This is a genomic window from Gottfriedia luciferensis (genome assembly GCF_001712755.1).
In the GTDB taxonomy this organism is placed as follows: domain Bacteria; phylum Bacillota; class Bacilli; order Bacillales; family Bacillaceae_G; genus Gottfriedia; species Gottfriedia luciferensis_B.
In genome coordinates this window covers 40,386-61,299 of the sequence record NZ_MDKC01000005.1, presented here as the reverse complement: position 1 = coordinate 61,299, position 20,914 = coordinate 40,386, and the positions used below count along the sequence as shown (strand labels likewise).

General features: G+C 31.9%; 20 protein-coding genes and 1 pseudogene. 8 read left to right on the top strand and 13 right to left on the bottom strand.

Features of this window, described 5'->3' with window-relative positions; genetic code table 11:
• Positions 1-44: 44 nt before the first annotated feature.
• The 6 genes from BED47_RS06580 to BED47_RS06555 form a co-directional block, all read right to left on the bottom strand.
• Complete coding sequence (locus BED47_RS06580) at positions 45-797, bottom strand: YjbA family protein (RefSeq protein WP_069032979.1); 753 nt, start codon at positions 795-797, stop codon at positions 45-47.
• A gap of 213 nt (positions 798-1,010) precedes the next feature.
• Complete coding sequence (locus tag BED47_RS06575) at positions 1,011-1,790, bottom strand: DUF2268 domain-containing protein (protein WP_069032978.1); 780 nt, start codon at positions 1,788-1,790, stop codon at positions 1,011-1,013.
• 146 nt (positions 1,791-1,936) lie between these two features.
• The gene (gene fabF / locus BED47_RS06570) at positions 1,937-3,175 is read right to left on the bottom strand and encodes a beta-ketoacyl-ACP synthase II (protein WP_069032977.1); all 1,239 of its coding nucleotides are present in this window, start codon (positions 3,173-3,175) and stop codon (positions 1,937-1,939) included.
• Positions 3,176-3,200: 25 nt separating this feature from the next.
• On the bottom strand, positions 3,201-4,136 hold the full coding sequence (locus BED47_RS06565) for a beta-ketoacyl-ACP synthase III (protein ID WP_069032976.1): 936 nt from the start codon (positions 4,134-4,136) through the stop codon (positions 3,201-3,203).
• 461 nt (positions 4,137-4,597) lie between these two features.
• Positions 4,598-5,404, bottom strand: coding sequence for a hypothetical protein (locus tag BED47_RS06560; protein WP_069032975.1), 807 nt, complete (start codon positions 5,402-5,404; stop codon positions 4,598-4,600).
• 47 nt (positions 5,405-5,451) lie between these two features.
• Entirely contained in the window at positions 5,452-6,177 is a 726-nt protein-coding gene (locus BED47_RS06555) for a hypothetical protein (protein ID WP_069032974.1), read from the bottom strand.
• A 164-nt stretch (positions 6,178-6,341) separates the two neighbouring features.
• Between BED47_RS06555 and BED47_RS06550 the strand changes: the two genes are divergently transcribed.
• Complete coding sequence (locus BED47_RS06550; RefSeq protein WP_069032973.1) at positions 6,342-6,530, top strand: YjzD family protein; 189 nt, start codon at positions 6,342-6,344, stop codon at positions 6,528-6,530.
• 228 nt (positions 6,531-6,758) lie between these two features.
• On the opposite strand, the gene BED47_RS06545 is transcribed toward BED47_RS06550, so the two are convergent.
• Entirely contained in the window at positions 6,759-6,941 is a 183-nt protein-coding gene (locus tag BED47_RS06545) for a YjzC family protein (RefSeq protein ID WP_056473610.1), read from the bottom strand.
• A gap of 152 nt (positions 6,942-7,093) precedes the next feature.
• Between BED47_RS06545 and BED47_RS06540 the strand changes: the two genes are divergently transcribed.
• Together BED47_RS06540 and BED47_RS23635 are read left to right on the top strand one after the other, a co-directional pair.
• Positions 7,094-7,909: a Cof-type HAD-IIB family hydrolase gene (locus tag BED47_RS06540; RefSeq protein WP_069032972.1), complete on the top strand. Its 816-nt coding sequence runs from the start codon at positions 7,094-7,096 to the stop codon at positions 7,907-7,909.
• A 181-nt stretch (positions 7,910-8,090) separates the two neighbouring features.
• A complete protein-coding gene (locus tag BED47_RS23635) occupies positions 8,091-8,234 on the top strand; it encodes a hypothetical protein (protein WP_175403460.1) in 144 nt (47 codons plus the stop codon).
• A gap of 90 nt (positions 8,235-8,324) precedes the next feature.
• On the opposite strand, the gene BED47_RS06535 is transcribed toward BED47_RS23635, so the two are convergent.
• Positions 8,325-8,843 carry a BsuPI-related putative proteinase inhibitor gene (locus tag BED47_RS06535; RefSeq protein ID WP_069032971.1) on the bottom strand — a complete coding sequence of 173 codons (519 nt, stop codon included), beginning with the start codon at positions 8,841-8,843 and terminating at the stop codon, positions 8,325-8,327.
• Positions 8,844-9,417: 574 nt separating this feature from the next.
• Here BED47_RS06535 and BED47_RS06530 point away from each other — a divergent pair.
• Positions 9,418-10,009, top strand: a pseudogene (locus BED47_RS06530) (DUF421 domain-containing protein).
• 49 nt (positions 10,010-10,058) lie between these two features.
• On the opposite strand, the gene BED47_RS06525 reads toward BED47_RS06530, so the two are convergent.
• Entirely contained in the window at positions 10,059-10,868 is an 810-nt protein-coding gene (locus tag BED47_RS06525) for a YitT family protein (protein WP_069033044.1), read from the bottom strand.
• Between the two features lie 215 nt (positions 10,869-11,083).
• Here BED47_RS06525 and BED47_RS23140 point away from each other — a divergent pair, with 215 nt between their 5' ends.
• On the top strand, positions 11,084-11,212 hold the full coding sequence (locus BED47_RS23140) for a DUF3941 domain-containing protein (protein ID WP_084006800.1): 129 nt from the start codon (positions 11,084-11,086) through the stop codon (positions 11,210-11,212).
• Positions 11,213-11,426: 214 nt separating this feature from the next.
• Here the strand turns inward: BED47_RS23140 and BED47_RS06520 are convergent, their stop codons facing one another.
• Both BED47_RS06520 and BED47_RS06515 read right to left on the bottom strand, forming a co-directional pair.
• Complete coding sequence (locus BED47_RS06520; protein ID WP_069032970.1) at positions 11,427-12,278, bottom strand: YitT family protein; 852 nt, start codon at positions 12,276-12,278, stop codon at positions 11,427-11,429.
• Between the two features lie 722 nt (positions 12,279-13,000).
• A complete protein-coding gene (locus BED47_RS06515; RefSeq protein WP_069032969.1) occupies positions 13,001-13,876 on the bottom strand; it encodes a CvfB family protein in 876 nt (291 codons plus the stop codon).
• Positions 13,877-13,999: 123 nt separating this feature from the next.
• Here BED47_RS06515 and BED47_RS06510 point away from each other — a divergent pair, with 123 nt between their 5' ends.
• Positions 14,000-14,491: a YajQ family cyclic di-GMP-binding protein gene (locus tag BED47_RS06510; RefSeq protein ID WP_069032968.1), complete on the top strand. Its 492-nt coding sequence runs from the start codon at positions 14,000-14,002 to the stop codon at positions 14,489-14,491.
• 62 nt (positions 14,492-14,553) lie between these two features.
• Here BED47_RS06510 and BED47_RS06505 read toward each other — a convergent pair whose 3' ends face one another.
• Positions 14,554-15,597, bottom strand: coding sequence for a LacI family DNA-binding transcriptional regulator (locus tag BED47_RS06505; RefSeq protein ID WP_069032967.1), 1,044 nt, complete (start codon positions 15,595-15,597; stop codon positions 14,554-14,556).
• A gap of 227 nt (positions 15,598-15,824) precedes the next feature.
• Positions 15,825-17,327: an alpha-amylase family glycosyl hydrolase gene (locus tag BED47_RS06500; protein WP_069032966.1), complete on the bottom strand. Its 1,503-nt coding sequence runs from the start codon at positions 17,325-17,327 to the stop codon at positions 15,825-15,827.
• A gap of 215 nt (positions 17,328-17,542) precedes the next feature.
• Between BED47_RS06500 and BED47_RS06495 the strand changes: the two genes are divergently transcribed.
• Both BED47_RS06495 and BED47_RS06490 read left to right on the top strand, forming a co-directional pair.
• Positions 17,543-19,315, top strand: coding sequence for a glycoside hydrolase family 13 protein (locus BED47_RS06495; protein WP_069032965.1), 1,773 nt, complete (start codon positions 17,543-17,545; stop codon positions 19,313-19,315).
• A gap of 365 nt (positions 19,316-19,680) precedes the next feature.
• A complete protein-coding gene (locus BED47_RS06490) occupies positions 19,681-20,907 on the top strand; it encodes an ammonium transporter (RefSeq protein ID WP_098948512.1) in 1,227 nt (408 codons plus the stop codon).
• The last annotated feature ends 7 nt before the right edge of the window (positions 20,908-20,914 follow it).

Sequence of the window (20,914 nt, the reverse complement as noted above, 5' to 3'; positions counted from 1 at the left end):
CTTGAGGGTCTTTTTCGTTTTGAGGTCATATTAAATAACCTCTTTTAGTTTACTTTTTGTTCATGTTCCATTTCCCATAGTTTTTCAAAGAAAGGTTGACCTTTAACGATTCTTCCACATAATTGCTCATGTCGCTCTGACCAACCACTCTTTATTTCGTCATATAATTGAGACCAAATGTCCTCAAATGACAAATCCTGAATATGTTGATACGATCTTGGATTCCACTCAGTGTACCAATACCTGATCTCCGAAGGATTTTTTGATGAATGAAGTTGATCTAACGCCATAAATAATAACTGCTTTAGTTGTCTTTCTTTTCTTGTTAGTCCGCTCATAATAATTGGCGACGGTGACAGTATATGATGTTCTTTTGTTTCATCATTTACTAAATTTTGAAGATTATAATGGCTCTCTTCAATCTCGGCTGTCATATCATACACCATTTGTTCTTGCCTTGGTATTAAACGACTTTTTCGAATTGGAATATTATACCCAATTGTGTCAATCGCAATAATACCATTACCGTCAGTTACTACAAAGCAATAATCTAGCTGAATACGCTCATGATTCTTTCTTACATAAGACTTTTGAAACACTTCAGTTAATAGACCGGAAGGAAGCTCTAATAGTTCATTTTCAATATACTGATATAACTCTGGAGTAACTTTAATGACTGGAACTTGGTCTAATAATTCAACACTATCATCTTTTCTCCATTCAAAAAAATGACAGACATTGTAACCATTTTCTTCACCTTCAAACCAATTGACCCATACATCATGTAAATACAACATTTACTACCCCTCACTTCACAACTGTATGTAACTTTCAGTATGGTCAGTGATTCACTAATTTATTCCATTTTCCACTGAATTACAAAAAGTGTTTTACAAACTGAATGAAAAATCGTCAATAAATTATTAAAATATCATAGATTAAAGCATCTCTGATACATTAATACTGCAATACATTATATAAGCTCTGATATGCCCTGGAATCGTTTGCATTCAAATTGAAATATAATGTATTGCGTTTTCCTTAATCTTTTTACTTGGCGTTCGTAAAAGGATATCAGTTGACCATTCAGTCTGCTCTGTACAACTTTTAACAATGTCATATCCAACACTGTAACCCAATAATTTTGGAATTCCGTTCCCACCATACAAGTACTTTGAAAAATTATCATCATTACTTGTTATCTCAAGTTTATCTATTAAATATTTTTTATAATATAATTCACATTGCTTGGAAGAATATTGATTTGTCCATGGTGCCTGAACTGCTTCTCCATATTTTTCTAAAACTGCAGTTTCGGCTAACCCTTCTAAAATCATTGCATCAAGTAATGTGACCTTTTTGTTTTTATATAACTTTGTCAATCTTACAATATGATGATACTCATGTAATAATACTGCTTTATGTTGTAAAATTCCTTCTAATGGGGACAAAAATAAACAAATACAATTTTTATGTGCGATTCCGCCCCTTTGATAAGTCGTGTTTTTAAACATACTTGCACTTCTATGACAAGGTAAAATAAATATAGGTATGTCTGGTCCATTAAATTCTCTTTTTAACTTCTCAAACTCTTCTGAAAGGCTTTTCCATATACTTTCTTCATCTAGTTGTTTCAGATCATCTTTACTCAAGGTTGACAGCCTCGATAAACCGTGGGAAAGAAGATATTTATATAAACTTTCCTCATTATATTTCGGAAAATATGGTAAAAGTTTTTTCATTACCAATTGTTTATCTTCAATAAAATCAACCCATTTATAAGTTGGCATTATCCCAAGTTAATCACCTCAATTTACTATTAAAGTATGATAATTAACTAGTGAAAGTTACTTTTTTTTACACTGTGATTTCTAATAAAAAAAAGCTTAGGTAAAGACCTAAGCTAGTGTGTCCAAAATTTAAATAAATTTTAAACTTATTTAGTGTATTCTTTAAATGCTAAAGTTACATTATGTCCACCAAATCCTAATGAATTAGAAATTGCTGCTTTTACATTAAATGGTCTAGCAACATTTGGTACATAATCTAAATCACATTCACTATCAGTTTCTTGGTGATTAATTGTTGGAGCAATTACTTTATTATGGATTGTAAGTGCTGTAATAATTGCTTCAATTCCACCAGCAGCTCCTAGCATATGACCAGTCATAGATTTTGTTGAACTAATTGGTACATTGTATGCATGTTCACCAAATACTTCTTTAATTGCCATCGTTTCAAATTTATCGTTTAATTCAGTACTTGTTCCATGTGCATTAATATAATGAATGTCTTCAACTGATAAACCAGCATCATCAAGTGCCATTCTCATTGCACGAGCGCCACCTTCTCCTCCTGGAGCTGGTGCTGTAATATGGTGTGCATCACCAGTTGTTCCGTATCCAACGATTTCAGCATAAATCTTTGCTCCACGAGCTAATGCGTGTTCTAATTCCTCAAGGAATACGATACCAGCACCTTCACCAATGATAAAGCCATCACGAGCATTATCAAAAGGACGACAAGCTTTTTCTGGATCAGGATTTAATGATAAAGCTCTAGCAGCACAGAATCCAGCAAGACCCATATCAGTAATTGGTGCTTCTGCACCACCAGTAATCATTGCAACTGCATCGCCACGTTGAATAATTTTGAAAGCATCACCAATCGAACTTGCACCAGAAGCACAAGCTGTAACTGTACAACCATTTGGACCTTTAGCACCTGTTAAGATCGATACTTGTCCAGATGCCATATCAGGGATTAGCATTGGAATAAAGAATGGGCTTACTCGACGTGCACCTTTTGTTAGGAATGTATTAAACTGTTCTTCATATGTTTCCATACCACCGATACCAGAACCAATCCAAACACCAACTTTTGGAGCAATTTCTTCATCAATCGTAAAGTTTGCATCTTCTAATGCCATTTTTGAAGCTGCAATTGCATAGTGAGTAAAACGGTCCATTCGTTTAACTTCTTTTTTATCAATATATTTTTCAGGATCAAAGTCTTTTACTTCTCCTGCAACTTTAACCGGGAAATTTTCAGGATTTTTTCGAGTCAGAACACCAATTCCACTCTTTCCATTCATTAAACTTTCCCATACTGTATTTATATCATTACCAATAGGTGATACAGCACCTAAACCTGTAATAACAACTCGTTTTTTCATATCTAAAAATCCTCCTTCAATTAGATTATCTTCCGAATCGAAGTGCAATTGCACCCCAAGTTAATCCGCCGCCAAATCCAACTAATACTAATACATCGTCTTCTTTAACATTTCCTTTTTTATATTCTTCAACTAGTGCAATTGGAATTGAAGATGAAGATGTATTACCATGACGATCAATAATTACACTCATTTTTTCTTTAGGAAGCTGTAATCTTTCTCTTGCAGCGTCCATAATACGAGTATTCGCTTGGTGTGGAATTAAGAAATCCACTTCTTCTTTTGTTAATCCTGCTAATTTTAATACAGTTTCACATGAATCTCCCATTTGACGAACTGCAAATTTAAACACTTCTCGACCATTCATTACTAAATGATCTCCACCTTTATAAAGATGTTTACCACCTGTACCGTCCGCTCCTAATTCATAAGAAAGAATTCCTCTACCTTCACTTACTGGACCGATAACCGCAGCACCTGCACCGTCACCAAATAAAACTGCCGTATTTCGATCTTCCCAGTTAACAATTTTAGTTAACTTTTCAGCTCCGATTACTAGAATTCTACTGTATGTACCAGTTTTTACGAACTGAGCTGCAGTAACAACTCCGTATATAAAACCAGCACAAGCAGCACTAATATCCATTGCAGCTGCATTTTTAGCTCCAAGTCTTTCTTGAATTACACATGCAACTGATGGAAACGACTTATCTGGAGTAACAGTTCCAACAAGAATTAAGTCAAGTTCTTCTGCTTTTACATCTGCATCTTTTAAAGCTTCTACCGCAGCTTCATATGCTAAATCAGATGTGTCTTGTTCGTCACTAGCAATTCTTCTTTCTTTAATACCAGTACGACTAACAATCCACTCATCTGAAGTATCCATCATTTGTTCTAAATCATAATTAGTTAACTTTTTTTCGGGTACGTATGAGCCAATACCTAAAATTCCAGCATTCATTAATATCCCCGCCTTACTTTATTATTTTTATGTCTTCTTATTATTACCTGGTACTAATTTTATGAAATAATATGTACTTTGTCTACATTTTTATCTTTTTAAATCTAGGCTATGTAAAAAAGATGAATCATTTCATAAAAAGAATACCACTCAATTGGACGGACCTCAAAGCCAAAGCGAATTTTCAAACGAATAGTATTCTACTACAAAAAAGGAAATAGTTCAAAATGAACCATTTCCTTCACGCTGTTGAAAAACAATCTTTCCATTATTATCCATGCTTTCGTAAAGTAGCCCAAGTAAGATTGATTTCCGCACAGAATGCTCGCTTGCCACCTTTCAATGGAGCGAAACTTTAGCCTCATCGGCACGTACGTTCTTGTGGGGTCTTAAGCCTTCCCTACACCCCATAAGAGTCGGGCACCCCTTTAGCTTCAATCAATTTATTCATCAAAAAAGTTTTAATAAAGATGAAAATGCTGTTGAATTTGCTGTTTTTGCTTTTGTATACCATCCTCAAATGAAGTTGTATTAATAATAACAAAAGGAGTTGCATCAATATAATTTCTCATTTGAGTGAACTTTATTCCGTCGATCATATTTTGTAATCCGGTGAAATTCCCGTCCTCTGGTAAGAACATACTTTGTTTAGCTGTAATGATATATTTATGTTCTTTTAATTCCTTCTCAGAAATTATCCGAATTGCTTTCCCTACATCTTCTACAAATAGGATTTCATTCGAACCGTATACATTTTTTATGGATACATTTCTCTTTCCTAAGTCTTGAACAATCAATTCATGAACTAAGCCTGCGGATGGCTCCCAAGGTCCATATAAAGATGGAATTTCAATATAAGTAATATTGCAATCGATATTTTTACTCAATTCATTTACAGTTCTTTCTAAATCTGCTAATTCTTTTTTTGTAGACAATAAAAAGATAATATCCTTACTTTTGCCAATGATCTTGTTAAATAGTTTTTCTGTAAACTCTATACTATTAATTGAGCCTTTTAACTTTAGTTCGTCATAAAAATGACAAATAAAAATAGTATCATATTGCTCATTCTCTGATAAAAATTGCTCTTCATCTAAAAAGATGACCCTTGCATTTCTTCCGATTGAAAAGATTTTTTCTTCACTTATTAAATCACTTTCATTTCCTTTTTCCATCACAACGGCTGAAACATCGTTATATTCCATTAGTTGGCAAACCAACTCATATCCTATAAATCCACTGGATCCAATAACAGCACACTTTTTCATTATTAACCTCCTTCTTTTAGGAAATTTATTCAAAAAAAATATAGAGACTATAAAACATCCTGATATTTTTTTAAAAACCTTATTAAGTTTCTGCCACAATCAAATTTTTTCTCTTCTAATGAAATCAAAATCGAAATCGGTAAATTATTTTTATGTCGCTCTTCCTCTAAAAGTCTAATATCGCTTTTCCATTTATAATGATTTCTTGTTGTGGTATAAATTTTAATCGGTGAGATTGTTTCATAAAAAAAACATTCTCTATCTATAACCATATATATATCCGGCGCTTTATATGCTTTTAAAATTTCATGAACTGTTCTTTTATAGAACAATTTATTTTCTCTTTCTAAATCTAATTCATTTTTTAAATTTAACGATGGATTTAACAATGAAATACTTCTGACTTTTCCCTTTAAGTGGCCGAGTAATTTACAAACGACTAATGCACCAGTACCTTCTCCAATTATATGAATTGATGGATTCAAAATTTCTTTTCTCATAACTGAATGATATAAGCTTTCTGCTAAATCGACAGCGTCATCAGAACCCCAATTTTTTCCATACAAATTTGAAGTGAACACTGTGTACCCTTCATCTGTTAAAGTTGATAATAACTTTCTTTTATCAAAATGCTGCAATAAGCAACTATGTGCATTATCTACGTAATGAGTATTCCCACCGACATAGAGTACTCCGAAACCATTCGGTCTAATAGGTAGATGAATAACTGCATATTGATCCTCTTGTTTAAAAAATCTCTCAGTTACAGGCATTCCTATCACCTTATTATTAATGTAGTATTTTTGGGGAATTATAAAATAGGTATGAAAAAATTCTTAAGTTACTTTTTTTAATTAAAACTTTTTAATTATAACTTCAATTATCAAATTTCTAGGTATATAATATGATAAGAACTAACTAGATAGGAGTGATTAGAGTGCGTTTTATTATGACATTGTTCTGGAGCTTTGTTTTATGCCAAATGGGAGCTTACGTTTTAAGTTCAATGACTGGCGGAGAGTATAATTTCACAACTGCTTCAGTTATGGCTGTAGTATTATCTTTAGCTATTTCAGTTCTTAGCGAAGCGATAATCCCTAACGAACCTGTTGCAAAACACCACTAAAATCTATATATAACATATGTTGTAGCACCCAAAAACGTTCAACTTGGTATATACATATGTCATCAATTATAGATTTAGATAATTTATAAAATACTAAAATTTTGATAAATACATTCAATATTTTGTATATTGTAAACGCATAAAAGAGCGCCCTCGATCAATTAATCGAAAGCGCTTTTTTTATACATATTTAGTGTTTTATTTTGTTTACTCTTCTATGATCCACAATTATTTAAATTTAGATTTATATGTCCATTTTCTGTTATGGTTTTGTGTATCTGGAAAAACTTCTCCTGCCTGAAGTTTAATTTGTTTTGGGCGAGTTACGTTACTTCCTGTTTCACCGATTTCCACGTATACCCCATTATTTGGTGCTTTGTCGCCTGGTCGAAATTGATGTGCTTGTCCCATAATCCATTCCTCCTTCTTTTTAGGTTCTTATTGTTCCTCTAAAAAGAAAGTTTTTTCTTTTAAAAAGATGGTATCATTAGTAATTATTGGCTTTTTATCCAATAATATTTTTTCTTAAAGAGATTAACATTAAAAAATAAAAGGTGATGAATATGAAAACAAAACACTTAATTGCACTAGATTTAGACGGCACCTTATTAACGGATGAAAAAATAATATCCGAACGTACTTTAAAAGTGATCCAACAGTTAATGAATCAGGGTCACGAAGTATGTATTTCAACTGGTAGACCTTTTAGAGCTAGTAAAATGTATTATGACCAATTAAAACTTACAACTCCAATTGTAAACTTTAATGGTGCTTATGTTCATCACCCTCTAGATGATTCATGGGGAGTATATCACGAATCATTACCTTTAGAAGTGGCAAAAGAGGTAATTAGTTCTTGTAGAGAGTATGAATTAAAAAATATGTATGCTGAAGTAATGGATGATGTATACGCGGATAAACACGAAGAGGAGATCCTCCCACTTTTCCACTACTTAAAAGAAGATATAATCCACGGAGATTTAGTGATAAATCTTACTCAAGCGCCAACATGTCTTCTAATCGATAGTGAAGAGTCTCATGTTGCAAGTATTCGTGAGCACTTATCCAATGTCCACGCTGAAGTAATTGATCACCGTCGCTGGGCAGCACCTCATCATATAATCGAAATTGTTAAAGCAGGTATGAATAAAGCAATAGGTCTACAAAAAGTAGCATCTTTTTATAATATTCCTCGAAAAAACATTATAGCTTTTGGGGATGAGGACAATGATTTGGAAATGATTGAATATGCTGGTCATGGTGTTGCTATGGATAACGCAATTCATCAATTAAAGAATATTGCAAATCACACAACATTATCGAATCAAGATGATGGAATCGCGATTTTCCTCGAAGATTTTTTCAACTTAAAAATATAATTTTTCTTTGTCATTAATTACAAAGATAACTAATAATAACCACTTATAACAATTTGCTAAATGAGCATTCTATAAAGGACTTCACCAAAGGGATTATCCACTTTTTGATATTGATCAATTACTATTGGAAATTCTTGAGAAGTCAAAAACAAAAAGCTTTCCTATTTAGGAGGGAATCATAATGGGCAAAAGTAATAAGTCTAAGCGCTTTATTCAACAAAGTTCTGATTCTGTTACAAAGTACTCTGAAAAATTCCCTTACCACTTTACACTAGCTGAAGCAGAAGAGCGAAAAGCTAGTAATAGCCAAAGCTTTAATGCTTAATTTAAAGCATTAAAAACAAAAAACAACCATTGGAATACTCCTTTGGTTGTTTTTTTATTTATACTAGTTCTCGGTTTCTTTGTTCTTTATTTACTGAAGAAGTTTCTGGTAGGTAACTGTTTGTGTAACTGGTTTAATTTCCCCATTAAGATTCTTCTCATTAACCTTTGATGCAACGAAATTTGCAGTTATTACATAATTACCATATGGAAGGTTTTTATTTACAAAATTAACTTGTTCTTCCCAAACTTGTGTTTTTCCGCTAGGAACTGCAACATTTGTAATGACTTGTGCATAAACCATTTCTCGAGATGATTGATAAACTACTTGTCCACTCTCATCTTTAATTGTAAAATCAACTGTTTGTGATGAAGGGAATGTAAAATTTGCAGGGATTTTATTATCATTACGTAATGAATATTTCATCTTTACAAGCCCGTTAGCTTCTGTAACTTCAAGTGTTGATAAAAGCTTTTCAACGTCTATCTCATTAATTTGACCTACAGTTTGTTTTGTACTTGGTGTTGGTTTTATTTCCTTGTCACTCTTAGCACCACAACCAGAAAGAAGTAGCAAACAAGCTAGTAAGAGAATCGATCGCTTTTTCAAAATAATCTCCACCTTTTTAATATCCTTACCCTAAATTATACCAAAAAGCTGAGAAATTACTTTAACAAAATATTCGAGATTAAAACACCTTCTCGCAAAAAAATTACCACTACTAGCCATCAAATATATTTCCAATCATATTCCATATCCTACTACCTTGTACTCTATAAAAAATATTTTGACTAGATATCGAACCGGTTAAAGAGTTTGAATTAGAAAATAATTTAACTGCTTCGGCAACTGGGCAGTCATTAACTTATCTTCCAATGAAGGTATATAAATAAAGATTAAAAATGATCATTGAATTTGAGAACAACAGACCGCTTCTGCTGTTCTCTTTTTTATTGATACTTAGTAAATTGAAACACACTAGGAATTTTTAACTTTAGACTTAACTTTCGTGTCATTTCTACTTACAGTTTGAGATGATTTAAATACGAATGCATAAATCTTAAAATTAAAAGAAAAATTAATTAAGTATTTATCTAATCATTAAAATTGTCTATTAATAATAATAAAGCTTGATCAATGACATATGTACTCCTTACCTATAATTGAAAGGGGAATTCACATGATGCATACTATTTTTCATTCATTTATTCTAATTTTAGCTGGCATTTTACTATTAAGAATAGCTGGAAGAAAATCAATTTCACAAATGACGTTGCCCCAAACGATTGTTATGATTTCGATTGGTACAATTATCGTTACTCCAATTATTGAAAAAGGCTTAACAAAAACAATTGTTGCTGCTACAGTTTTTGTATTAACTTTACTTGCATTAGAATATTTACAGATGAAATCTAATACTCTTGAAAAATTTTTTACAGGAAAATCAAAAATTGTAGTAGAAAACGGGAAGTTGAATGTTAAAAAATTTAAAAAAATTACGTTTAACGGTTGATCAATTAGAAATGCGTATTCGAAATGAAGGAATTAATAAATTTGAGGATATTAAATTTGCTACAATTGAGCCAAATGGCTTATTAGGATTTGAATTAGCTGAGGATGCGAAACCATTAACAATTAAAGAGTTTAAAACACTAATGGAGTCGTACGGATTTCAAGTTAACAATAATAATTTAAGCAAGAATACTCAAAGTTCTGCTTCAATTTTTAATGAATTAAAAGGAAAAGAAAAACCCGAAAATACTAAATTGAAATAAATCAAAAAAAGACTAGTAAAATTAAACCTTTTTGCTAGTCTTTTCCTATTTAAATCTTTCTAAATTCACCTAAAACATCAACAGTTTGTACCACATTCGTAAAAGCTTTAGGATCTACCCTTTTTATAATTCTTTCCAAATCATATAATTCATAACGAGATAAAACAATCATTAAAATATCTTTATCTTGTTTAGTAAATGCTCCAGTAGCATTCATTTGTGTAATTCCACGGACAAGCTTCGCATGAATTTCTTTTCTAAGCTCTTCACCTTTTGTAGTGACAATCATTGCCGTTAGCTTAACATGACTTGTATGAACACTATCGATTACACGAGTAGTAACATATAAATTGATTAAAGTATAAAGAGCTTTTTCCATTCCATATAGCTGACCAGCTGTAATGATAATAATTGCATTAAACAAAAAGAAATAGGTTCCAACCGGTTTCCCTTTTGATTTTGAAAGAACTAAGGCAATAATATCCAACCCACCTGTAGATCCACCAAATTTTAATGTCATACCAATTCCAATCGCAGCAATTAAACCACCAAAAACTGCATTAAGCAAAATATCATCAGAAAAAATCGGTTTAATAGGTAAGATTTCCAAAAATAATGTCATAATCCCTACACTGAAGAAACTAAAAAACGTAAAGGAACGTCCAACTTTTTTCCATGCTAAGACGATAACAGGAATATTTAATAACGCTAAAAGAATCCCCGTCGTTGCAGTAAACGGAGTGTAGTCAGTAATAATATTTGAAAGTAACTGCGCTAAACCTGCAAAACCACTTGAATAAACATTAGCAGGAATTAAAAAACAATTCATTGCAAACGCATTTAAGAAACCACCAATCATTACGACAATCAGCTTAAATAAAAGCTCTTTATTTCTTTCCACCAACTCTGCTTCCTCCTCAAAAAAATAAAACTTCTCTCTATAATAAAAAATTTGCCTCTGTAAAAACATCAGAGTTGTTTAACAAAAGCCAAAATGGAAAAACGAACACACATACATAATTAAGGTGATAAAGGCAAACCTAACATTATCATTTCTTATAAAGGAGCTTAAATATGCCTACTAGTGATAATGACAAAAAAGCAAAAGATAATAACGCTATAAGAGAAAAGAAAAATGCACAAGAAAGAAAAAATGCACAAGCTGGTAAGAAATCTTTTTCTAAAAGTGTCGATCATCTTTAATATTTAAAAAACGTTTTAAACGATTCAAAAAACATGTAGAATTTCATCCAATAGTTTAAGTATATTTAAATCTTTCTGAAAGACAATAAGAACTTTCTAAACTTGAAAAAGCCTTATTATTAATAAGATTCAAAAAATAAAACTGTTCAACTTTTCCAATAATTTCGGTAAAAGTCGAACAGTTTTTTATGATTTTTTTAATAAAATTCCACTCTTAAAACTTCCTAAATTCACCAAATACATCAATTGTTTGAACGATATTTGTAAACGCCTTTTCATCAACGGATTTAATGACCTTTGATAGATGATATAGTTCATACCGTGATAGTACCATCATTAAAATTTGTTTATCTTGATTCGTAAAGGCACCTTTTGCATTAATTGCAGTAATTCCTCGCACTAGCTTCGAATGAATTTCTTTACGCAGCTCGTCACCTTTTGTTGTAACAATAAAGGCAGTTACTTTAATATGACTAGTATGAATTGCATCAATAAATCTAGACGTTACGTAAAGGTTAATTAGTGTATAAAGTGCTTTCTCCATTCCATAAATATAGCCCGCTGTTAAAATAATTAACGCATTAAACAGGAAGAAGTATGTACCAACTGGTTTTCCTTTCGAACGTGATAATACTAGTGCAACAATATCTAATCCACCTGTTGAAGCACCAAACTTTAATGTATATCCAATCCCCACTGCAACAATTAATCCACCAAATACAGCGTTTAGTAAAATATCTTTTGAGAAAAGAGGTGTTACTGGGATTACTTCTAAAAATAACGTCGTGATTCCAACGCTTAAAATCGTAAAATACGTAAAAGATCGACCAATTTTTTTCCATGCTAAAATGATGACGGGTATATTTAATATTGCAAGTAAAATACCAGTAGAAGCCGAAAAAGGTGTAAAATCATTTAATAAATTAGTAAGTAACTGAGCTAAACCAGAAAAACCACTTGAATAAACACTGACAGGAATTAAAAAACAATTCATCGCAAAAGCATTCATAAATGCACCAAATATTACTACAAGAACTTTTATTAACAATTCTTTTTTGTCATCCACCTACAAGCCTCCTAAATATTCATATGTTTAGTATGCCTGTAAATTGTAAAAAAATAGCAAAAAACCAATAGAAGTGGTTTCTTGCTGTTGAAAAACTCTATTGTCAATTAATTACCAAATTTTCGTAAAAGGAGTAGAATGATGTTGATTTCCATTACAGGATGCTCGCTTTCCATGGGGCGAGACCTGAGCCTCCTCGGCAAGCCTGCGGGGTCTCAGCCTTCCCGCTAATCCCATAGGAGTCGAGCACCCTTTCGTTCCAATCAACTTACTCATCAAAAAAGTCTAACATTAAAAAGCTAAATTAGTATCCTTTACTTTGAGTATATAAGCAGTCTATTCTGTTTATAGTCTTTAAACTTCTGAAAAAATACTAGAATTTGTTATTATTAATTGAATTAATAGTTGATCAAAAATGCATTTCATTTCAAATTGTTCACTTAATATCTGTTTTCCCTATTGTTCAAAATATGAAAAGCGCTCAAATATAAAGTGGTTTTACTAGTTTTCGAAAATACCAATTAAAAGCTTGAGGTGAAATTTTAAGGCTAATTATCAATCAATATCCAAATATGTTTGTTAGATTTTTAATGCTTAATCCGAATTTATCTCTAACTTACCTTTTTTCTGAACAACTTTTACTGTCTTTTGATTTGATGTAAATAAACTGTTCGCCCCTTATAAAAAACCACTTCATTCAATGAAGTGGTTTCACATTCTAATTATTGCTCTTTCTTCTCAAAAAGTTCTTTTGCGTATGTCCAACCGTCTTCTTGATAGATTTTATTTTCCTTTAATAATCTACCCATCGCTCGTTTAAATGAAGCCTTACTAATTTTAAATCTTACTTTAATATCCTCTGCGTCACTTTTATCCCAGTAAGGCATTGCCCCACCACGACTCATCATATATTCATAAATGTCATTTGCTTCTTGATCTAATCCTTCATGCACCCTTGGTAAAAGTGATACGTTAATACTTCCATCATCTTTAACATCAATAATGCGTCCGCTTACTCTTTCACCAATGCGAGGTTCAGTTTTTCTCTGTGATTCATGGATAAAACCTATGAATCGTTCATCAGTTAAAATATAAGAACCCACTCTTAAAGTACGATAAATGATTCCTGTAACATTTTTATTAAGCATACTAGGTTCAGCCGGAACAGAGAACTCTCTCATGACTGGTTCAGTAGCAATTTTAATTAATAGTCTACCTTTGTTTGTTTGCTTTAACGTACAAAAAATTTCATCGCCTTCTTCAGGCCAAACTTCTTGAAGAGGTGGAAGGTCACCTTTTTCTAAAAGAATATCTTTTGAAATGCCGATGTTTACAAAAACACCTACTCCATCAAGTTTATCGACTACTTTTGCAAATCCATAACCTTCTGTTGTAATGAATGGCATTTCCATCGTTGCAGAAAGTCTACCTTTAGAATCATGATATAAAAATACAGTTACTTCTTGATCTATTTCAACTTCACCAGATGCCTCATTTTTATGTAAAAATACTTCTTCCTGATCTTGGACAAGCATATACCCAATATCCGTTTCTCGACTGCAAACTAAAGTTACAATCTCTCCTGCTTGTAAACTCATTTTTTGTTACATCCTCTCTAAACTTTCAAACTAAAAATTATTATATCATGCATAATGAAAGTTTGTTACTTCGTCTATCATACACTATAATACAAGTATTAACGAATTGGAGGGATTCTATCTATGTCAAAAGAAAGTTCATTTGATATTGTTTCAAAAGTAGACTTACCAGAAGTCTCGAATGCGATTCAACTTGCTACAAAAGAAATCGCAACTCGTTATGACTTTAAAGGAAGCAAAAGCTCAATTACATTAGAAAAAGAAGAACTAGTTTTAGTTTCTGATGACGATTATAAGTTAGAGCAATTAAAAGACGTATTAATTAATAAATTAATTAAACGCAATGTTCCTATTAAAAATCTTGATTACAGTAAAGTTGAGGGTGCTTCAGGTGGTACTGTAAGACAAAGAGCTAAATTAGTTCAAGGTATTGATAAAGATAATGCAAAAAAGATCAATACAATCATTAAAAATAGTGGATTAAAAGTAAAATCACAAATTCAAGATGATCAAATCCGTGTAACTGCTAAAAGTAGAGATGATTTACAAGCAATTATCGCTGCTGTAAAAGGTGCAGATTTATCAATTGATGTTCAATTTTTGAATTACCGATAAATATATACATAATGAAAAGAGGATGAAACTAGTCATCCTCTTTTTAACTTTTATAAATTTAATTAGCTACTTACTAACGTTAATCTTTCATTTTTTACACATGTACCACGGACTACTATTTTATATGGAACGATGATACTTTTTTCAGTACCGTCTGGTTCTTCAATTTTTGTAATAATATTTTTTGCTGCTTCATTGCCTAATTGATAAATATTAATATCTACAGAAGTTAATGGTGGATTTGCTAATTCTGCAAAAATTGCATTATTAAAGCTAATAATTGAAATGTTTTTCGGGACTGAAATGTTATGTTCGCTTAATACACTTATAATTCCTAATGCTAATACATCATCAGTTACAACAATTGCAGTCGGAAGTTCCTTTAGTTCTAGCAATTGATTTACTGCTTTTCTTCCACCGTCTCTCGTAAATGATGTAAATATAATTTCTTCTTCATTTACTGAAAGTCCGTTTAATTGCATTGAATCTTGGAATCCACGTAAACGGTTTTGAGTTACTAGAAGACTACTTTCTCCTCCAACAAACGCAATTTGTCGATGTCCATGTTCAATTAAATAATTCGTTACATCTCTAGCAGCTGCATAATTATCGTTATCAATATATGTTATATCATCAATTGAATGATAAGGCTTTCCTACTAAAACAAAAGGAAAGTTATTTTCGTTCAAATAATCAATAATTTTATCATTTTCCTTAGAGTAAAGCAGAATAATTCCATCTACTCTTCTACCTCTAATTGTTTTAATCACGGTTTGCTCAACTTCATCTTCATTGTTTCCTGTTATAAAATAAAGAGAGTAATCTTTTTGATTCGAATACGCTGTTACACCTCTAATTACTTCTGCAAAAAATGGATTATGAAATGATGTATCTAGTGCTGGTGGCAAAACTAATCCAATAGATTTCGTAGATCGATTAGCCAATGACCTTGCATTTAAATTGGGATGATAATTTAGTTCATCCATAACTTTTCTAACTTTTCTTTTTGTTTTTTCACTAATTCTTGGGTTGTTTGAGATAACACGAGACACCGTTGAAGGCGCTACATTCGCTTTCTTCGCAACATCCTTTATTGTAATAGTCATTTTAATTCCCCTTATTTACGAATGAATGTAAACGTTATCATTTCTTCTTTAGATGTAGACTCTATTTAAAAGATTATCGATACTTGAAATAATCCACATCTTCCTTCACAAGTCGATGCCCCGTTTATTATACTGGAATCTAGTGGATTTAATCTATTACTAATTTGCTTAGAATACAAAAAAGATCGCAATCATTTCAAGTATTCTAAGCTTAGGCAAACTAGTATTTATTTCTCTTCATTATTTCGTCTTCTTGCAAACCATAAAAAGATGATAAACGCTACAAAAATAGATGGAATTGCAATAATCACTCCAATGTTTAAACTAGTTTTAGGTGCAACTGCATAAACATTTGAAGATTCTCTTTTAAGGACGATATCAAATCCTTTTTTATTTGGACGAACTAAATCGTCACTTAACATCCCTCTTAATTCATTAGATTTTTTAACGACGTCAAAATCTAAATGAACCTTTTGATCAAGAGAAGTATTATTTATTGCTATGATTGTAGTTTCATCATTGTAATGTCTCTTAATTAAAGTCATACCTTTAGAATCATCATACAGTACTTCAAAATCACCATCAGTAAGTGACGGTAAAGTTCTTCTTAATTCAGTCAGTTTTTTAATATATTTTGAAAAATCTTCATCAGTACGGAAATCCATTCCTTTTCGATTATCAGGGATGTTTCCACCATTTAGTGCAATTTCTGTCCCGTAATACGTCAACGGAATCCCTGGTGTTGTAAATAAATATGCAAGTGCCAACTTTAATCTTGAAGGTGGATACTGCCCTTTTGAAACAGCTACTGAAACAAAACGCTTAGTCATTTCATCATCTACATAGTTAATCAATAATGTCGAGCCTAACTGCTTACTTAAATCCGCTTGTTGCTTCATTATGTCAGTTAATGATTGATTTTGTGAAGAAAATGTATTTGCCAAATCAGCTACTGAATCTACATTATAAATTCCATTAAAACCTAAATTTTTATATTTATTTAGATCTATATCACTTGTGGCATTTAAATCAGCAAATAAAATGAAATTTGGATCTTTCTTTTTTATTTCTTTATTAAATGATTCCCAAAATGAAACAGGTACATTATTTACTTCTTGTAAATTATATCCGTCAAAATTAGCTTGATCCATCCAATACTTAGCTGTTTCGATTAAGTAATTGGCAACTTCATTGTTTTCTTGATTAAAATCAGGTAAACCATTTATCCATTTCTTTTCTGAACTTGTACTATTTTCAGGATTAAACCAATCTGTTTTTTTAGCAAGTTCACTATTTGGCGAAGCATTATTTGTAACAAAATCAATATAAACTTTTATATTACGTTTATGTGCTTCCTTTACCAACTTCTTGAGTTCTTTATTTGTTCCGAACCTTGGATCAATTTTTCTAAAATTAACGACCGAGAATCCATCATATGAATTTGTGTCATTCTCAAAAATAGGTGAAATAGAAATAGCATTATATCCAAAATCCTTAAGATAATCTAATTTTTGGGTAATACCGTCCAAATCCCCACCCTGAGATTTATTTAAATCTTTCGGGTCTGTATTTTTATCATTCATAGGATTACCATCAAAAAAACGATCAACTAAAATTCGATAAATCATTTCTTTTCTTAAATCAGTTGTATTTTTTTCTGCAAAACTAATACTTGGTAACGTACTAAAAAATAGTACGGACACTAGTATTAAAATACCAAATCGCCTCATTTTTTCTCCCCCTGCAAGACACTCGCATGTACAAAAATTTCACTCTCTACATTATTTTGCAAAATATTACAATGAAATTCAAATGTTAAATTAAATTTCATAAAAATGGAAGCGATTGCACACACTATTTAATTATACTGTTACTAAATTAGATAGCAAGTTAATTCCTTGCAAACATTAATATTAAAATTTTACTAAAAATAAAGGGTGGGATCATGCAAATTGAATCAATATATCATCAGCCATATGATCAATATGCTTTTTCAATAGATGATAAAACCTATCGTTTAAGAATTCGAACAAAAAAAGGTGATTGTACAGAAATTATTTTTTATTTCGGAGATCCATTCAAATTTAATGATTCAGGTTGGCAAATCGAATCATCACTCTCCATGTATCTTGCATTTTCCACAGAACTATTTGACTACTGGGAAGTAAATGTAATCCCTCCAAATAAACGAATGAAATATCAATTTCTTTTAAAAAATGAGCAAGAATCTCTATTTTACGGTGAGGGCGGATTTTCAAGCAATTTTACCCCTAATGATCAGTCAAACTGTTTTACATTGCCATTTCTTCATAAAAATAATTTAATATCACCGCCGAGTTGGGTTCATGATACGATTTGGTATCAAATTTTCCCCGATCGATTTGCAAGTGGAAATAACAAGAATAATCCTATCAATTCGACTCCGTGGGGCTCTACTCTACCAACGAGTTCAAGCTATTTTGGTGGTGATTTAGAAGGTGTTATTCAAAAAATAGATTATCTTAAAAATTTAGGAATATCCGGAATTTATTTAACGCCTATTTTTGAAGCAAATTCTAATCATAAATATAATACAATCAATTATTTTAGAATCGATCCTACTTTTGGAGATGAAAAAGTCTTAAAAACATTAATCGAAAAATGTCATGAAAAGAATATTCGAGTAATGCTTGATGCAGTATTTAACCATACAAGTGCATCCTTTCCTCCATTTCAAGACGCATTGCAAAACGGAAAGGAATCCGCCTTTTTTGAATGGTTTCACTTTTTTAAAGATGAACAAAACAATTCAGCTTATGAAACTTTTTCTTTCGTTAAGGAAATGCCAAAACTAAATACTGAAAATAAAGAAGTACAGAATTTTTTATTAGAAATAGGTTCTTATTGGATAAAAGAATTTAACATAGATGGTTGGCGTTTAGATGTAGCAAACGAAATTGATCATTATTTTTGGAAACTATTTCATAAAAAAATGAAGGAACTAAAAAAAGATTTATTTATTGTCGGTGAGATCTGGCACCATGCAATGCCATGGCTAAGAGGCGACGAATTCGATTCTGTTATGAATTATCCTCTAATGAAATCTCTTTTTGCATATTTTGGTTATCAATCAATTTCAAAGATTCAATTCCAATACTCGATTAACGATTTAATAGCTCAATATCCATTACCTGTAATCAAAGCACTCTTCAATGTATTAGGTTCACATGATACACCAAGAATACTGACACAATGTAATCATAATGAAAAAAGAGTGATACTATTATATGTCTTTTTATTTACTTTCTTTGGAACTCCATGTATCTACTACGGAGATGAAATTGGTCTACAAGGTGGAAATGATCCCGAATGCAGAAGTTGTATGCTTTGGGACAAATCACAATATAATTTGAGTATTTTTAATTCCATAAAAAAATTGATTTTGATAAGAAAAAAATATCCAGTTTTAGAAAATGACGGTGAGTTTAATTGGGTACAAACTGACCAACCTGACATTGTTATGTATGAAAGAAAGAATAATCAATATCATTTTTTTATCATAATTAATAACTCAAGCGAAAAACAATCAGTTCAAGTACCAATAAATTTACGTAAGAAAAGAATTACAAATGTATGGAATGGAGAACAGTTTGCAACTGAGTCTGATTCAATTGGTGTTGATCTACTAGATACCGACTTTTTAATTTTACAAATAGAAGATACAGACTCATTTACTTGAATCTGTTGACTGTTGGGAAACACTCGATTTCCGGCTGCTTGCGGTGCTCATTACTTTCATAGGTTGCTCCGCTCCTCTTCAGCCTTCAAGCCTCGTAAGATAACAGTTTTCTATCAGTCTGACATCAACCTTTCAAATACAGACTCATTTATGTGGGTCTGTATTTTTATTCACTCATTTACGTTATGTTAGATTTTCTAACAAATACGATACATGTTAGCGTTTTCATTATAATTTTATATATTTTTTTGGGATTTTCGTGAAATTATTATTGAATTTTGCATATATTCTGAATATGATAACTTATATAACATTTAATGTTATAAAAACTAACATTAAAGAAATGGGGAATGAAGATGAATGGTATTCAAGCTGCGGATAGTGTATTTCTTTTTATTTCAACTGTTTTAGTCATGATTATGACACCTGGTTTGGCACTTTTTTACGGCGGTATGGTTAAAAGTAAAAACGTATTAAGTACTACAATGCATAGCTATTCTGCTATGGCAATCGTATCAATCCAGTGGGTGCTAATTGGTTACTCTTTAGCATTCGGTCCAGATTTTAATCATTTGATTGGTAACTTTTCTTGGGCAGCATTAAAGGATGTTGGTTTTACTCCAAATGATAACTACAGCGCAACAGTCCCTCATAATCTTTTCATGATGTTTCAGCTAATGTTTGCAATTTTAACTCCTGCTCTTATATCAGGCGCCTTCGCTGAGCGCATGAAATTTTCAGCATTTCTATTATTTACTCTTTTATGGACAACATTTGTTTACGATCCATTAGCTCACTGGGTTTGGGGCGTGGATGGTTGGCTTCGTAATCTAGGTGCTTTAGACTTCGCTGGTGGAACAGTTGTCCATATTTCCTCCGGTGTTTCAGGCTTAGTTCTGGCTCTACTTCTTGGCAAAAGACGAGATTTCGGATCTACATCACCTCATCATTTACCACTAACTGTATTAGGCGCAGGACTATTATGGTTTGGGTGGTTCGGATTTAATGTCGGTAGTGCCTTAACATTAAATGATGTGGCATTAACTGCATTCATTAATACAAATACTGCGGCTGCTGCAGCTTCAGTTGCTTGGGTGCTAGTGGAATGGTACGTAAATAAAAAACCTACTATTTTAGGTGGAGTTAGTGGTGCCGTAGCTGGATTAGTTGCAATTACACCTGCTTGCGGATTCGTCACACCTCTCTCTTCAATCGTAATTGGATTTTTAGGTGGAGTCATATGCTTTTTAGCAGTAACATACTTAAAATATAAATTCGGATATGACGATGCTTTAGACGCATTCGGTTGTCACGGAATCGGAGGGACATGGGGAGCTATTGCAACAGGATTATTCGCCACAAAATCAGTAAATAGTGCTGGTGCAAACGGACTTTTTTACGGTGACATATCACTTCTTTGGAAACAACTACTCGCTATCTTAGCGACCTATCTTTTTGCAGGAGTTATTACCTTTTTAATTGTGAAAGTTATAGGCTTTTTCATCCGCATCCGCGTCGATCAAGAGGAAGAAAACCTCGGCCTTGACTTAAGCATTCATGGAGAAAAAGCATATCACGACGCAAGTATATAAGGAGGGA

What these genes read in the sequence shown, in the direction of transcription:
- BED47_RS06505 (WP_069032967.1), bottom strand. Translation starts at nt 15,597, where the DNA reads ATGACTATTACAATAAAGGATGTTGCGAAGAAAGCGAATGTAGCGCCT.
- BED47_RS06555 (WP_069032974.1), bottom strand. Translation starts at nt 6,177, where the DNA reads ATGCCTGTAACTGAGAGATTTTTTAAACAAGAGGATCAATATGCAGTT.
- fabF (WP_069032977.1), bottom strand. Translation starts at nt 3,175, where the DNA reads ATGAAAAAACGAGTTGTTATTACAGGTTTAGGTGCTGTATCACCTATT.
- BED47_RS06575 (WP_069032978.1), bottom strand. Translation starts at nt 1,790, where the DNA reads ATGCCAACTTATAAATGGGTTGATTTTATTGAAGATAAACAATTGGTA.
- BED47_RS06565 (WP_069032976.1), bottom strand. Translation starts at nt 4,136, where the DNA reads ATGAATGCTGGAATTTTAGGTATTGGCTCATACGTACCCGAAAAAAAG.
- BED47_RS06500 (WP_069032966.1), bottom strand. Translation starts at nt 17,327, where the DNA reads ATGAGGCGATTTGGTATTTTAATACTAGTGTCCGTACTATTTTTTAGT.
- BED47_RS06560 (WP_069032975.1), bottom strand. Translation starts at nt 5,404, where the DNA reads ATGAAAAAGTGTGCTGTTATTGGATCCAGTGGATTTATAGGATATGAG.
- BED47_RS06515 (WP_069032969.1), bottom strand. Translation starts at nt 13,876, where the DNA reads ATGAGTTTACAAGCAGGAGAGATTGTAACTTTAGTTTGCAGTCGAGAA.
- BED47_RS06525 (WP_069033044.1), bottom strand. Translation starts at nt 10,868, where the DNA reads ATGATTGGTGGTTTCTTAAATGCGTTTGCAATGAATTGTTTTTTAATT.
- BED47_RS23635 (WP_175403460.1), top strand. Translation starts at nt 8,091, where the DNA reads ATGGGCAAAAGTAATAAGTCTAAGCGCTTTATTCAACAAAGTTCTGAT.
- BED47_RS06495 (WP_069032965.1), top strand. Translation starts at nt 17,543, where the DNA reads ATGCAAATTGAATCAATATATCATCAGCCATATGATCAATATGCTTTT.
- BED47_RS23140 (WP_084006800.1), top strand. Translation starts at nt 11,084, where the DNA reads ATGCCTACTAGTGATAATGACAAAAAAGCAAAAGATAATAACGCTATA.
- BED47_RS06580 (WP_069032979.1), bottom strand. Translation starts at nt 797, where the DNA reads ATGTTGTATTTACATGATGTATGGGTCAATTGGTTTGAAGGTGAAGAA.
- BED47_RS06540 (WP_069032972.1), top strand. Translation starts at nt 7,094, where the DNA reads ATGAAAACAAAACACTTAATTGCACTAGATTTAGACGGCACCTTATTA.
- BED47_RS06510 (WP_069032968.1), top strand. Translation starts at nt 14,000, where the DNA reads ATGTCAAAAGAAAGTTCATTTGATATTGTTTCAAAAGTAGACTTACCA.
- BED47_RS06545 (WP_056473610.1), bottom strand. Translation starts at nt 6,941, where the DNA reads ATGGGACAAGCACATCAATTTCGACCAGGCGACAAAGCACCAAATAAT.